The organism is Bacillus sp. SLBN-46, assembly GCF_031453555.1.
Lineage (GTDB): Bacteria > Bacillota > Bacilli > Bacillales > Cytobacillaceae > Neobacillus.
In genome coordinates, this window is record NZ_JAVIZM010000001.1 from 3,669,953 (window position 1) to 3,685,080 (window position 15,128).

12 protein-coding genes, 1 pseudogene and 1 riboswitch are annotated in these 15,128 nt (G+C 38.7%); of the genes and pseudogenes, 3 read left to right on the plus strand and 10 right to left on the minus strand.

The genetic code is table 11. The features are described from left to right. The first annotated feature begins 131 nt into the window (after positions 1–131). Entirely contained in the window at positions 132–779 is a 648-nt protein-coding gene (locus QFZ87_RS18725) for a DUF2238 domain-containing protein (RefSeq protein WP_309864597.1), read from the plus strand. A 66-nt stretch (positions 780–845) separates the two neighbouring features. Here QFZ87_RS18725 and QFZ87_RS18730 read toward each other — a convergent pair whose 3' ends face one another. The 6 genes and pseudogenes from QFZ87_RS18730 to kdpF all read right to left on the minus strand — a co-directional run bounded on the left by QFZ87_RS18730 (position 846) and on the right by kdpF (position 9,154). Further along, a complete protein-coding gene (locus QFZ87_RS18730; RefSeq protein WP_309864600.1) occupies positions 846–2,126 on the minus strand; it encodes an ArsB/NhaD family transporter in 1,281 nt (426 codons plus the stop codon). A gap of 162 nt (positions 2,127–2,288) precedes the next feature. Further along, positions 2,289–4,623, minus strand: a pseudogene (locus QFZ87_RS18735) (universal stress protein). Positions 4,624–4,690: 67 nt separating this feature from the next. Continuing rightward, positions 4,691–5,266: a potassium-transporting ATPase subunit KdpC gene (kdpC, locus tag QFZ87_RS18740; protein ID WP_396133936.1), complete on the minus strand. Its 576-nt coding sequence runs from the start codon at positions 5,264–5,266 to the stop codon at positions 4,691–4,693. 36 nt (positions 5,267–5,302) lie between these two features. Beyond that, on the minus strand, positions 5,303–7,333 hold the full coding sequence (gene kdpB, locus QFZ87_RS18745) for a potassium-transporting ATPase subunit KdpB (protein WP_309864606.1): 2,031 nt from the start codon (positions 7,331–7,333) through the stop codon (positions 5,303–5,305). Between the two features lie 30 nt (positions 7,334–7,363). Further along, positions 7,364–9,031 (minus strand): potassium-transporting ATPase subunit KdpA, encoded by a 1,668-nt coding sequence (gene kdpA, locus QFZ87_RS18750; protein ID WP_309864609.1) that lies wholly within the window; start codon positions 9,029–9,031, stop codon positions 7,364–7,366. A gap of 42 nt (positions 9,032–9,073) precedes the next feature. Further along, entirely contained in the window at positions 9,074–9,154 is an 81-nt protein-coding gene (gene kdpF, locus QFZ87_RS24975; RefSeq protein ID WP_374121084.1) for a K(+)-transporting ATPase subunit F, read from the minus strand. Between the two features lie 461 nt (positions 9,155–9,615). Continuing rightward, positions 9,616–9,757, minus strand: a riboswitch (cyclic di-AMP (ydaO/yuaA leader). A 238-nt stretch (positions 9,758–9,995) separates the two neighbouring features. Here kdpF and QFZ87_RS18755 point away from each other — a divergent pair. After that, positions 9,996–10,364, plus strand: a complete 369-nt coding sequence (locus tag QFZ87_RS18755) for a Na-translocating system protein MpsC family protein (protein ID WP_308080110.1) — start codon at positions 9,996–9,998, stop codon at positions 10,362–10,364. 18 nt (positions 10,365–10,382) lie between these two features. On the opposite strand, the gene QFZ87_RS18760 is transcribed toward QFZ87_RS18755, so the two are convergent. Genes QFZ87_RS18760 through QFZ87_RS18770 form a run of 3 tightly spaced genes read right to left on the minus strand, consistent with a single transcriptional unit; the run spans position 10,383 to position 13,483 of the window. After that, a complete protein-coding gene (locus QFZ87_RS18760; protein WP_309864616.1) occupies positions 10,383–11,108 on the minus strand; it encodes a TspO/MBR family protein in 726 nt (241 codons plus the stop codon). A gap of 11 nt (positions 11,109–11,119) precedes the next feature. Beyond that, on the minus strand, positions 11,120–12,556 hold the full coding sequence (locus tag QFZ87_RS18765; protein ID WP_309864619.1) for a cryptochrome/photolyase family protein: 1,437 nt from the start codon (positions 12,554–12,556) through the stop codon (positions 11,120–11,122). Positions 12,557–12,574: 18 nt separating this feature from the next. Continuing rightward, positions 12,575–13,483: a MerR family transcriptional regulator gene (locus QFZ87_RS18770; protein WP_309864622.1), complete on the minus strand. Its 909-nt coding sequence runs from the start codon at positions 13,481–13,483 to the stop codon at positions 12,575–12,577. 185 nt (positions 13,484–13,668) lie between these two features. On the opposite strand from QFZ87_RS18770, the gene QFZ87_RS18775 reads away from it, so the two are divergent. Next, positions 13,669–14,094 carry a hypothetical protein gene (locus tag QFZ87_RS18775; RefSeq protein WP_309864625.1) on the plus strand — a complete coding sequence of 142 codons (426 nt, stop codon included), beginning with the start codon at positions 13,669–13,671 and terminating at the stop codon, positions 14,092–14,094. Between the two features lie 5 nt (positions 14,095–14,099). On the opposite strand, the gene fni is transcribed toward QFZ87_RS18775, so the two are convergent. After that, positions 14,100–15,128 carry a type 2 isopentenyl-diphosphate Delta-isomerase gene (gene fni / locus QFZ87_RS18780; RefSeq protein WP_309864627.1) on the minus strand — a complete coding sequence of 343 codons (1,029 nt, stop codon included), beginning with the start codon at positions 15,126–15,128 and terminating at the stop codon, positions 14,100–14,102.

Genomic DNA, 15,128 nt, shown 5'->3' on the forward strand with positions numbered 1-15,128 from the left:
ATAAACTCGCAACATGTAAATCTTTATTACCAATTTTTTCTATATTCAAATGTAAGTTAAAAGGCATAAAATGACTTCTTCCTCCTTAATCTAAAACTGTCCTAGATTATGTAAAAGGAGTGATTGAGAATATGAACAGAAAAGGTGTATTGCCGATTCATGGTTTGTTATTACTGGCCGTGATAGCTGTTTTTATTTGGTCAGTTATAAATCCTGCCAGCTATTCGTCATGGGTATTAGAAGTCACTCCTGCCATTATTGTTTTGAATATCGCACTATCAACATACAAAAAGTTTCGTCTTACTACCCTTTCATACTTCATTATTACTATTTTGGCTATTTTGATGTTTATCGGCGGCCATTACACCTATTCAAAGGTTCCTTTCTTTAATTGGATAAAAGATACTTTTGATTTAAAAAGAAATCACTACGATCGATTTGGACATTTTTTAAAAGGCATGTTTGGCATAGTAATCAGAGAAATATTATTAAGGAAAACCCTTTTAACAAAAGGTATCTTATTTTGGATCGTTACAAGTATTTCTCTTGCCATTTCAGCTATGTATGAAATTATTGAATGGATCAGTTTTATTATAGGAAAGGGAGGAAAAACGGCTAAAAACTTTTTAGGGAATCAAGGCGACATATGGGATGCTCAGTGGGATATGCTATTAACTTTAGCTGGTACAATCCTAGCATTACTTTTCCTTTCCAAACTGCATGATAAATTGTTACAGAAAGAATTAGCTACATCAGCCGTACTAAAAAAGAAACGCTAATTTAACGCAATTCAACCGTCATTTTTTCGGTTTAAAAATCGTTAGATTAGCGTTTTATATTTTTTTCTACATTAAATATCTTATATAAACATAAATCATTGATATTAGGATTGATACCAACATTAGCGGGAAACCAATCAACAAAAACTTCAAGAAGGTTATATGATATCCTTCCTTCGAAGCTATTCCTGCTACCACAAGGTTCGCACTTGCGCCTATTAAAGTTCCATTTCCTCCTAAGCAAGCCCCAAGTGACAAACTCCACCAAAGTGGATCTAAATTACTAATGCCTAACTGTCCCATCTCTTTAATCATAGGAATCATTGTCGCAACAAAAGGGATATTATCAACAAATGCAGAAATGATTGCACTCATCCACAAAACAAGTAAGGTCGATGACTTTAGTTCTCCGCCAGTCCAAGACATGGCGTTTTTAGCAAGAGCTGCGATTAACCCTGTTTCAACAAGCCCACCTACTATAACAAATAAGCCAATAAAAAAGAAAAGAGTTGTCCATTCTACTTTTTCTAACGCCGTTACCAAATATTTGTCTCCTGTGAATAGAAGTAAAATAAAAGCACCAATTAAAGCAATCGTTGCGGTTTCAATATGCATAAATTGATGAATAAAAAAACCACCTATCGTAATAAAGATTACAATTGTACATTTTCTTAATAATGCAGGATTTTTTATTTCATTCCTTGGATTTTTCCTGAGTAAATGATTTTTTAGATCATCTGTAGTCGCTAAATGTTTTCTATAAATCATTACTAATAGCACTATATTTACTATTAAAATTATAGCTATTACGGGGGCAAGATTATTAATAAACGAAAGAAAAGTTAATTCTTGAACTGCACTGCCGATCATTAGATTTGGAGGATCACCAATCATGGTTGCCGTCCCGCCGATATTAGAAGCCAGAATCTCAGATATTAAAAATGGAATAGAATTTACTTTTAATTGGGACGTAATGCTTAATGTAACTGGAACAACTAAAAGAACAGTCGTTACATTATCAAGAAAAGCAGAAGCAACAGCTGTAAATAAACTCAATGCAACTAAAATTTTTATAGGAGCACCTTTAGCTTTTTGAGACAACAGGACAGCAATATATTCAAAAACCCCAGTTTGAGCTGTTATCCCTACTATGATCATCATTCCCACTAATAAACCAATGGTATTGAAATCTATATGGTGGATAGCATTTTTTTGATCCAAAATTCCGAGCGCTACCATGAATAATCCGCCCAGCATAGCAATGGTAGTCCTATGTATTTGTTCTGAAATAATTAATGCATATGTAACAAGAAAAATGATAAGCGCAATAATCTCCTGTGAACCCAAAGCTTTTCCCTCCCTATGTAGTCCAAGTCGTTTAATAAATTTTTTCTATTGTATAGATTCTACTATTTTCCCTATTTTATCCAAAGGATTCATTTAAGTCCTACAAAAAATAAGAAGGCATTTATTCATGCCTTACCCAAGAAGTGATAAAGGTATTTTTTATTATTGTTTTTGTTGGTCTGCAACCACTAATACATCCATATGACGTACTTCTCTTAACAATCTCTGGAATACTGAGCCCTTGAGAATCTCCTCGAAGCGAGTACGAGCAGATTGGCCAATAATTACTTGTGTTGCTTTTTTTTCATTCATTTCACTTACTAGTTTTTTAAAAACATGACGCCGATATTGTGCCTCATAAAATTTCAAATTTTCCTCCAAGACGTTCTGTCAGCTTGCGAATTTTATTCAATACTTGCTCCTCTTCTTCTGTTAAAGGATGATGGTCTATTACATATGATACATACCATGTAGCTTTTAAACGATAGGCGATGCGAAATCCACGGCGAATCAGCCTCTCACTGTCAGGCCTTAAGTTGATACATACAAAAATTACTTCCTCCTGTCGCCATGGCCCTCTTAGTGTACTTTTTCTTTCCCATGCTTCTAAGCGCTCATCAACATCATCTGCAACTTCACGTAATGCTAGCTCTCTAAGTGCAATTAGATTTCCGGTCTTAAAAAAGTTATTTAGTGCTTGCTCCACTTTCTCAGAAGCGTAAATGCGCCCTTCCTTCATTCGTTCTTGTAATGCTTTGGGAGAGATATCAATTAATTCAATTTCATCCGCTTTTCGAAGAATATGATCTGGCACGGTTTCCCTTACCCTAACCCCAGTTATTTGCTCCACACTATCATTTAAACTTTCTAAATGTTGTATATTCATTGTTGAGATCACTGAAATACCTGCGTCTAATATATCCTCTACATCTAAATACCGCTTATGATACTTGCTTCCAGGCACATTGGTATGCGCTAACTCATCGACAAGTACCACCTCTGGATTTCGCCTAATAATAGCTCCGGTATCCATTTCTTCTAACTTTGTTCCTTTATAGGTAATGATTTTTCGCGGGATGATATCCAAATGACCAATTTGCTCAATGGTTTCTTTTCTATCGTGTGTTTCTAACAATCCTATTACAATATCAATCCCCTTTTTCTTTAATTCATTTGCTTCCCTAAGCATCGTATAGGTTTTTCCTACCCCAGGTGCTGCCCCAACATATACCTTTAACGTCCCGCGTTTCAATTTATCCATCTTATTTACTAATTCCTGAGGCGTCAGACGTCGATAAGGATCCATTTCTTTTTCTTTATTTATTTGTTTTGCTGGTAATACACGTTCACCAGCATTTTCAGCGCGATCGGCAACCATAAAAACATCAATATTATTCGTTTTCCGCAATATTCTGTTGATAATTGATCCATAGGCAATTTCTTCCCAACGTGTTTGCTTCGATTGCCCCATGACAATCCGAGTAACTTTGTGCATGGTTGCATATTGGACGATTTGATTTGCAACCTCTTCTTGTTCTAGCGGTAGTTCCTCAAACTCCCCTCCCACTTTTTCTACTAGTTTCATAATAGAACGCTTAAAGGTAAGTTCATTCTTAGTTAATTCCCTATTTGCAAAACAAACAACTAGTAAATCTCCTCCTAACCTTTTTGCAATCTGCTGCCCCCGTCTAACCAGGATGGACCCATTCCAATGATATTGAACGGTCACTAAAATTTTTTCTGATGCACCCGATGGACCAATCATTCCATGCTTCTCGCGATAGTCATCAAGCGTATCATTTACCTCCCCCGCTAAAAAACGAAGAGCTACTTCACGCAGAACGGCGAGGTTGCTCGGATGTAAGAGATTATTTCCTTTACCTTTACCCTCATGCTGAAGCTCGATCTCTCCTTCCTGGAGTCTATTTAGGATCACTTCTGGTGTTACGTCCAACAGTTTTACTTCATCTGCCAACGCCAGTGTGTCTTCAGGAACAGTGCAACCCACCTTTACTTTTCCACCTGTTAATTTATCTACAATCCCCCTTATTCCTTCCAGTTCATAAATGTTCACAGTAGTAATAACACTTATCTTGTTTTTCAGCAGATAATGAATATCGTCGAGACGTGTCAGTCTAGGGGCCTCTGGCCGATTTCGATGGGTTAGCACATCTACTAAAACCACTTCAGGATTACGAGCTATAATAGCATCTACATCCAGATCGTCCTTCTCCTTACCATTTTCTATCCATTTAATAGAAGGAATAATTTCTAAACAGCCTATTTGTTCCGTTGTCTTAGGACGTTCCGACGCACTGATCATACCAATAACAACGTCAATCCCATTCTTTTTGAGGTTATTACCCTCCATCAACATATGATAGGTTTTACCTGTTCCGCTAACCGCACCCAAGATGATTTTGAGTCTGCCTCGCTGCATCTGATAAATGGATTGCAATATTTCCTCTGGACTTTTCCTTTTAAATTGTTCACCCATGTTTGCAGCCCCCGTTTATTTTACATAGATATAGGAAAAAGGAGAGCACGTTGCTCCCCTGTTTGAGTTATTTCTCCAATAGTTGTTTTAAATCAAGGTTAAGTTTTAAAACATTGACTCTCGGTTCACCGAATAAACCAAGTTCTTTCCCTTCAGTATTTTTTTCAACCAAGTCTTCTAATTGACCTTTGTCAATTCCTGCCAACTTCTGTATACGTGGGATTTGAGCTAACGCGGCTTCTGGGCTGATATGCGGGTCCAACCCTGATCCAGAGTTCGTTACAAGATCAATCGGTACTTGGTCAACAGGTACATCAGGATTTTCTTTTTTCCAATTTTCTACAGACTCTTTCGTACGCTTGATCATATCTTCATTAGATGGAGCATAATTGTTCGTCCCAGATCCTGCAGCATTGTATTCAATGCTGGAAACCCTGCCTTGAAAAAGTTTCGGGTCATCAAATTTTTGTCCGATTAGTGTAGATCCGACCACTTGCCCTTTTTCATCGTATAGAAGACTTCCGTTCGCTTTCTCAGGAGCTATCATATTCGCAATTCCAGTAACCAGAAGATGATAACCCAATCCCAAAATGACCATTAGTAAAAGACTAAGTATAGTGTTCTTCATTATATTCGATAACATATTTTTTCTTCCTTCCCCGAACATTTAATATGGGAACTAAATAAATAGATTAACGGCGATATCGATTAACTTGATTCCGATAAACGGAACCACCACACCACCTAAACCATACACGAAGAGGTTGCGGCGAAGTAATTCTGCAGACCCCATCGGCTTATAGGTGACCCCTTTCATCGCTAAAGGAATCAGCATCGGTATTATGATGGCATTGAAGATCAAGGCTGAAAGAATTGCTGAAGTTGGTGAACCAAGATGCATAATGTTCAGCACACTTAAGTCAGGAATCGCCAGCATAAACATCGCTGGAATAATCGCAAAATACTTGGCAACGTCGTTCGCAATACTAAAAGTAGTGAGTGCCCCGCGGGTCATTAGTAATTGCTTACCAATTGAAACGACTTCAATAATCTTGGTAGGATCGGAATCCAAGTCGACCATGTTGGCGGCTTCTTTCGCTGCCATCGTTCCACTATTCATTGCTAAGCCAACATCCGCTTGAGCAAGGGCAGGCGCATCGTTGGTTCCATCACCGGTCATCGCGACCAGCTTACCTTCACCTTGTTCTTTTCGTATCGCGGAAATCTTGTCTTCCGGCTTGGCCTCTGCAATGAAATCATCAACTCCTGCTTCTCTCGCAATCGTAGCTGCTGTCAGCGGGTTGTCTCCTGTACACATGATGGTTTTAATTCCCATTTTACGAAGCTGATCAAACCGCTCTTTCATTCCTGGTTTTACGGTGTCTTTGAGATAAATAAGTCCATAGATTACTTGATCAACTGCAACCGCTAACGGGGTTCCTCCTTCAGAAGCGATCCGGTTGGATTTTTCCTGTAGATCTTGAGGAATTTTTCCGCCTTGTTCGATCACCCATTGCTTGACTGCATCAACTGCTCCTTTTCTAACTTTACGGCCGTCAATTAAAGTTAGACCGCTCATTCTGGTCTCGGCTCTAAATTCAATGAAATCACTGTTATCGGTTAGAGAATCATTATATGTGAAGTTTAATTTCTTCATTAATTCTAAAACCGAACGCCCTTCTGGAGTTTCATCCTTAACTGAGCTAATCGCTGCCCAAGAAGCAAGCTCCTCCACCTTGTGATTTCCAACAGGAGTAAATTCACTTGCCATCCGGTTTCCGAACGTAATCGTACCTGTTTTATCTAGAATAATTGTATTTATATCTCCTGAAGCTTCCACCGCTTTACCAGACATAGCAATGACATTGAATTGAGTAACCCGGTCCATCCCGGCGATCCCGATTGCTGACAACAAGCCACCTATAGTGGTTGGAATCAAACATACCAACAGGGCAATTAAGACAGGAATCTCAAGATTGATCTCTAAATACTTAGCGAAAAATGGAAGAGTTACAACAACAATCATGAAAATCAACGTCAAGCTTGTTAGTACTGTGTTCAGAGCGATTTCGTTAGGCGTCTTTTGTCTCTGCGCTCCTTCAACTAAGGAAATCATACGATCTAGGAAGGATTCTCCTGGTTCACTGGAAATACGCACCTTGATTTCGTCACTTACAACACGAGTTCCACCTGTTACAGAACTAAAATCACCACCTGCTTCTTTAATCACTGGAGCAGACTCCCCAGTAATTGCAGATTCATCTACAGAAGCAATTCCTTGAATGACTTCACCGTCCCCAGGAATTAGCTCCCCCTGGGACACAATGACGATATCTCCTTTACGAAGATCTGTTGACGAAACGTTCATAATCGTTCCATTCACGATTTTTTTTGCAATACTCTCTTTTTTAGTATTCTTTAAAGAATCTGCCTGTGCTTTCCCGCGTCCCTCTGCTAATGCTTCTGCAAAATTTGCGAATAAAACGGTAAGTAGTAGAATAATAGACACCGTTGCATTAAACCAAGGGGAAACATCCCCTCCTAAAGCACCTGAAAAAAATGTAAATAGCAGAGTGATAATAAATCCTACCTCAACCACAAACATAATTGGGTTTCGAACCATTACTCTAGGGTCTAGCTTAATAAATGATTCTTTTAAGGCTTGTTTGACTATATCTGAATTGATCATTGTTTTTTTCTGATTACTCATGGTTTACTCCTCCAAAGGAAACTCCATTAATTATTTTAATGTCAAATGTTCAGCAATCGGTCCTAGGACAAGACCAGGGAAGAAGGTAAGGGCACCAATTAAAATAACGGTCCCAATAAACACTCCTCCGAACAAGGCAGTATCTGTACGGAATGTACCAACTGTTTCCGGAACTGGTTTTTTCGCCGCTAAAGAACCCACAACGGCAAGCAAGGTGACAAATGAAATATATCGACCAAGGAACATCACAATACCTGTTGAGATATTCCAAAATGGTGTATTATCTCCTAAACCTTCGAACCCTGATCCATTATTGGCAGCCGATGAAGTATATTCATACATGGCCTGTGTTAAACCATGGAATCCTGGATTAGAAATTGTGTCTGGATGCAGTACGACTGCCAATGCCGTCGGTACCAAAATCAGAATAGGATGAACTAAAAGAGTGACAGCAATCAAAATCATCTCTTTGCCTTCAATCTTCTTCCCTAAGAATTCTGGTGTCCGTCCAACCATAAGACCGCATAAAAACACTCCAATCATGGCGTACATTAAAACGTTTAGAAAGCCTGCGCCAATTCCACCAAAAATGGTATTAAGCATCATGTTTGAAATCGTTACTAGTCCGCCAATTGGTGTAAGGGTGTCATGCATCGTATTGACCGCTCCGGTTTCTGAAGCAGTTGTAACAGTAGAATATAGAGCTGATTGGGCAACGCCAAAACGTACTTCCTTTCCTTCCATGGTACCTTGTTCATGTTGAACTCCTAATGCATTTAAAGCAGGGTTTCCTTGGTATTCATAAGTCAGTGAAACACCCAGCATAATAAGAAACATCATGAACATAGAGATGAACAACACTCGGCCTTGCTTGGCATTCCCTACCATTTTCCCATAAGCAAATGGAGTAGCCGTACCAATTAACAACATAAGTAAAATTTGAATCAGGTTACTAATTGCGTTTGGATTTTCAAAAGGATGCGCTGAGTTTACCCCGAAAAAGCCGCCTCCGTTATTCCCCAATTCTTTAATCGCTAAAAATGACGCCACCGGTCCGCGTGCGATTTGCTGCTCTGCACCAGCAATCGTTTTAGCCGTTACGGTAGGATCTAATGTTTGCGGTACTCCTAAGAAAAGAAATGCTAGTGCTGAAATAAATGAAATAGGTAGAAGCACCCGGAATATAGAGCGTATTAGGTCTACATAAAAATTTCCTAAAGGCTTACCAGCTAATCCACGAATAAAAGCAATTATGACAGCTAGTGCCGTCGCCGGAGCAGTAAACATCATTAGGCCTATTGCTACCATCTGCGCTAAATAGGATAATCCGCTTTCCCCACTGTAGTGCTGTAAATTAGTATTGGTCATAAAGCTAATTGCGGTATTAAACGATAGGGTTTGTTCCATTGCTTTAATTCCACTTGGATTCAGCGGTAAAATTCCTTGAATCCGAAAAAACACGTAAACTAGTAAAATCATCACAGTATTCGAACAAATGACGGCAATTGCATACTGCTTCCAAGTTTGATCCTTTGTTTTGATTCTAGAAAAACGGTAGATCAACTTCTCAAAGCCAAAAATGCGATCCAATTTTGTTTTGTTATAATCGAATGCAGTAGCTAAATAGACCCCCATCGGTTTTGCAAGTAATAAGACGAGGATTAAGGTAATCCCCACGGATAATAGTGCGGTAGTCAATGTATTTCCCTCCACTTGAAATCAAGTTTTTATTTTTTTCAATTAAAATTTTTCAGGATGAATAAGTACATATCCAAGATACACAAACAAAGCAGCTATAATGATTCCTATAAAAACTAGCATTACTTAACACTCCCTTTCTGAATTACAGAATCAGCCCAACGAACAAGTCCCAGCATTAGTGCTCCCAAACCAAAAATGGCAGCTACCATTAGAATATCTAGCATTTAAATCCCCCCTTTTTTGATTATTCATCCAGTGACATTTACAAAACATCACCATCAGAAAGCATAAAAAATAGACCATACGTACTCCTTCCCCAGTTGAGCAATTGAGACCAAGAACCAGAACTAGAAACACCTCAAAAAGAGATATTCCTATAAAGGATTCTTGTCATAATTGATCATATTGGAGAAAAAGTATGCATGGTCTACTTAGCGCCCAGCAAGCCTGTAAGGCTTCCTTTGCGTCCTGTCTTCCAGTTTACTTTTTCTAAAAATAGGCATAATAAAAAGACCTACTTAGTTTGTCAGGCTGCCCTCTTGCTTAAAAACAAAAAAGCCCCCTGAATAAGGTGGTCTTTAGACCTCCTTCGCTTTAGCCGACGAAGTTAGCTGACGGGTAGGATGGCGAAAGAGTTTCTCATCCCTTCTGGTTCCCCAGAATTAACCCCAAAAAATTGGTTCCTCCGTTCCTGAATAAATCAGGATTAAGCCGTCTATTTACTTATGCTGTTATTCTATTTCGTTAATTAGTATTTGTAAACAGCCAATTTCATGTAATATTCCGCTGAATTTATAGGTTTTTTTTGCTTTTTCATTAATTATCTCTTAATTTCTCATTTTTTCTCTTTATTTTACTTTTTAATACCTATTTTTTTTACTATTGACATTATATAAAATGCAAGTAATATAATGTTCATGATTTAGATAGAAATATGTAAATAGATCCGGGGGTTTTGGGGATGGCTAATTCTAAGAGGAAACTAGAGGCTGAAATCAGCTCAGCATTTATTAAATTTCAGAGAGAATTACTTGGACGTGGTCCACAGGAAGCAAAAACATACATCGTACAGGACATGGTCATAACACGCTTCAAAGGCGTATTAACCACCGAGGAGAAGCATCTTGTAACCCACGACACAGGCAGAAAACTAGTAAAGCAAATGAGACAAGTCTTACGTGAAATGTATAGTCATGATTTTGAAAAAATAGTAGAAGAATTTACAAAATGTAAGGTCTTATCTAGTCATAGTGATATTAGTACAAAGATTGGAGAAAGAATTGAGGTTTTTATTGTTGATAAAGATTTAGAAAAATCACTTGAAGACTAGCTTAAAAAGCTCTACCTCTCAAGTAGAGCTTTTTCCTTTATTGACCCATAGAAAAATTAGTAATGCTATTGATAGTACGTAAGAAACGTAACTTACACTAGGAAAGGTAGCTTGATTTTTCACACCAATCCCAATCAAAGCCCATATAAATACCAAGACATAATAAGGGTCTTTTTCTTTCATGTAAAAAATCCCCGCCAGTAATGCAGCGACCCATAGCATAATAATCGTCCACACAACTGGTGATATTCCCCAGCCATTCCATTGAATATAAACCAGATAATAGCTAATATTTGCAATCAATGCCACACTAACCCATCCCAAATAGATGGATATAGGGATTACATCTATCTTTGGAGGGTGAAAGCTTTTTACTTTTTTATATAGAAAAATAAGTGTAATCAAAAAAGCAATCATGACTAAAACCGTATAGAAAAAGTACTCATAATGCCATAAAAAAATCCACAGGATATTTAGCATACAGGTAAGAAGAAAAAGTCCACTAGTGGATTGGTAAAGAGGGAGATTTCTTCGGTTCTTCGGCAACTGTCTGAGCACCCAGATAAAGAGTAATAAGTAAATGAGTCCCCAAATACTAAATACATAGCCTGCAGGTGTAAATAACACATTTAACCTGTTAGAAATTTCGCCCGTAGTCTGTCCGTTTAGCGGCAACGTATTAGCTAATGCATTAACAATAACCACTAATAATAGACCAAGAAAATTCAAACCGAACCGAATCATCCTATACCCCCTTACTTTTTTATTAGATTGTATGCCTCTAAAGCTCTTTCCCTTGCAAAAGAATGTTCAACAATGGGAAAAGGATAGGAAGTACCTAGCTCCACCCCTGCCTCACGGAGGATTGCATCAGACGCTGTCCATGGGCAATGGATATATTTTGCGGGCAGGTGTTTTAATTCTGGTACCCATTGACGAATATAGTCGCCAGCTTCATCAAATTTTTGTCCTTGGATAATGGGATTAAATATTCGAAAGTACGGTGCTGCATCAACCCCACAGCCAGATACCCATTGCCATCCCATCGAATTATTTGCCAAGTCTGCATCCAGCAGCGTTTCCTCAAACCATGAAGCCCCTCTTTGCCATGGTACCAATAAATGCTTTACTAAAAAGGAGGCGGTTACCATCCGTACCCGATTATGCATCCAACCGGTTTCCAATAATTCCCGCATCCCCGCATCAATTATTGGAAAGCCCGTTCTACCTTGTTTCCATGCAGCAAATTCACCCTCCCGCTCCTCCCAAGGAAAAAACGTGAATTCCTTACGGAGAGGGGAATCAATCATTTCTGGGAAGGAAACAAGTTGATGGTAACCAAATTCCCTCCATACTAACTGTCTTAAAAATCCATAAATATCTTTCTGACCATCGTTAGAAACAATATTCTCTTGTTCCACTAATTGATGCCACATCCACCTCGGACTAATTTCTCCCCAGGTTAGATGTGGAGACAGTCTTGAAACTTGCTGAACAAATGGATAGTCTCTTTTTATCGAATATCCTGACAGCCTTTCCTCTATAAATTGCTCCCACTTAGCTATTGCCCCTTTTTCCCCCGGCACCCAATAACCCTTAAATTTTTTATACCATGCTCTAGTTGGCAATAAACCTAGTTCTTCTATATTTAAGGTTTTGACATCTGAATGTGTACTATTGAAGGTGGTAGGTAAGCTTTTGGAATGTGGAATGGGCATTTGTAAGCATTTTTTCCAAAAGGAGGTAAATACTTTATAGGGCTGATCTTGATTATTGACTATTGATAAAGGTGGAAACAACAGGTTGGAGTGAAAGACTTTTACCTCTATACTTTCCTTTTCTAGAGCTTCTTTAATCTGTTGGTCGCGAAATCTAATCCCAGGCTCGTATCTTTCATTAAAAAATACAGCCTGAGCGCCAGTTTCTTCAATCAGTTCCTTAAGTATAGGAAGGCTCCTACCTTTTCGAACAATTAACTTTGATCCCCGTCTTTGTAGAGCTCGGTCTAATTCTAAAAGGGAATGGTGCAGCCACCAGGAAGCAGCCTCACCTACAACCCTTTTTGTTTCTTCCTCAGGCGACCAGATAAAAACAGGAACAATACTCCCTTGCTCAACTCCTGAAAATAATGCCGCATTATCTTGAATTCGTAGGTCTCTGCGAAACCAAATGATTGTTTTTCTTTGTTGCATTTGTTTCTCCATCCTGTTTTATTCTAATACCTCATTCAATGAGTGAGTAAGCTGGATAAACTGTAGCTTGCTTCTGTTTGACAGATAGTTGATTGCTCCCGGTCCCCCAATGTAAAAACGGGTTTTCTTACAGTCAGAGGCAAACTTCTCTAGCTTGGACAAAATTGCTGGGTCCTGTTCGAAAGGAAAAGTCGTGGTAGCCGACAAGATGACTTTATCTGGCTCCAATTTTTGAATCGTCTTTTCAATTGATCCTTCAGCTGGAGATGCCCCTATTAAGATCGTTTTCCAACCCTTTAACATAGCTTGAATCAAAAGGATTAGCACCGGAACTTCATGTTGTTCGTACGGCAAACAGGCTCCTAAAAGGGTCGGTGCATTTTCCCTGTACTTAAAATTTCTCCTCAATTGAACAAGAAAATCTCGTACCGTTAGGCTCGCAAGCGATTCCTGATATTCGCCCCATTGCCCCTTTTCCCATCGATTCCCAACTTCATGTAAAAAAGGGATCACGACAGATTGAATGAAAAATTCTAATCCCTTTTGGTGATAGGCCTGCTGGAGAATTATATTCATTGCGGCTTCGTTGCAGTGGGTGCCTTCCTTCAGCAAATCGAGAACAAATTCGTTTAACTCTTCATATTGATTCTTCTTTTTCCAGCCAGCATCCAGTAGACTTTGATCAGAAGGCGAACCACCTTTCTCTACAAGATATGCTGCTTGCTTGACTGTATGTCCCTGGTCAACTAATCCTTTTACTTTTAATATTGTATTAATATCTGCTTCACTATAAATTCTGTACCCATTTTCTAATCTTTCAGGATTAACAATTTGATATCTCTCTTCCCATTTTCGAATTACCTGTTTTGACAATCCGGTAATTTCTGAAACTTGTTGGATCGAATAGGTTGAATTTTCGATTTTCATTTCTCTTTATTTCATCCTCTCGGCATGTTGGAAAAAACTTCTCATGGCTATTTAGTCCAGTATATACCAAGCCACAACCTTGTACAACGCCAGAAAAACAACTATACAAACATTTGACATACTTCCTTCATCCAAAGATAATAAAAGAAAATCCATAGTGATGAATAAGGAAATGAGGACATTCATTGGAAAAACTACAGATAAATAAAGCTGTCCTTGCTGGGTTGATTTCTGGTGTATTTTTGGGACTATTTTTGAAAGTGGTTGAAAAGACTACTTCTCTTAAGGTTTATACACTATTATTGAATGTGGATTATGTTCCTATCATCCAACGTTTTGAGCTTTCTGAGATCATTGAATTTAGTATCCACTTATTTATTTCTGTTGTTATGAGCGTAAGCTTACTATTTTTCCTTAACAAAAAAAATCTCCCCACCAACAAAAGAGTGCTGTTCGTCATCCTACTTAGTTTAGTAATCGGAGTCCTTCTTTATCCTACGACTGCTTTATCTAATCGCACCCCTTCTTTGACCGATCTTACGGCATTCGGGTTTTGGCTATTAGGTCATTCCCTCTATGGTGGGATATTAGGTTTTCTATTAAAAAAATAATGTAATTATAGGCGTTTTATCCATTTTGAATTCTTTAGGCTGCCAATGGAATCAGCTCCAATACCAAACATGGCGGCCTTTAATTCCCATTCCAATTGAGTAAATCTTTGAATCAACGAGTCTACTGACTCAACTGCTTCTGGAAGGATAGACCTTCCAAATCCAACTAAATCCGCACCAAGCGCGATTGCCTTCGCAGCTTCCACTCCATTTTTTAATCCACCGCTTGCAATGGTCGTTCCCATAGTTGGATAGCTTTTCATATCTAGAAGACATTCAGCTGTCGACAGCCCCCAATTATTTAAAGCTTCAGCTACAGCAACTTTAAGAGAATCATTGGATCGTAGTTTCTCCACTTGACTCCAACTTGTTCCTCCAGCTCCTGCCACATCGATAAAGCTTACTCCTACCTCAAAAAGCCGACTTGCCAAACTCCCATTGATCCCCCAACCTACTTCCTTTACACCCACAGGGATAGGAAAGTCCTGACAAAGTTGCTCAATTTTCTTTAATAGACCTTTAAAGTTTGTATTCCCTTCAGGCTGAATCATTTCCTGTAAACTATTTAAATGAAGAACAAGCGCATCCGCTTCCGACATTTCTACTACTTGCTTACATTCATCTATACCAAATCCGTAGTTTAGCTGGACGGCACCTAAATTTGCGATGATGGGAATGTCTGGGGCAAATTTTCGAACTTGAAACGTATACTTTTGTTTCGGATTCTCAACGGCCGCTCTGGTAGAGCCTAAGCCTAAAGCCCATCCCTTCTCTTGGGCAGCCAGAGCAAGGTTTTTATTAATTGAATAAGCCCTTTCTGTTCCTCCAGTCATTGAGCTAATTAAGAAAGGCACCTTTATTCTTTTTCCTATGAAATAGGAGCCTGTGTTAATTTCTGTGAAATTAATTTCTGGTAGTGCTTGATGAATAAATCTAAATTGATCAAAGCCGTTTGTAATCCCTTTCCCATTCACGTCATCCTGCAGACAAAGGGATATATGGTCATCTTTTCTTCTATGGATCCCAGGTTCCAA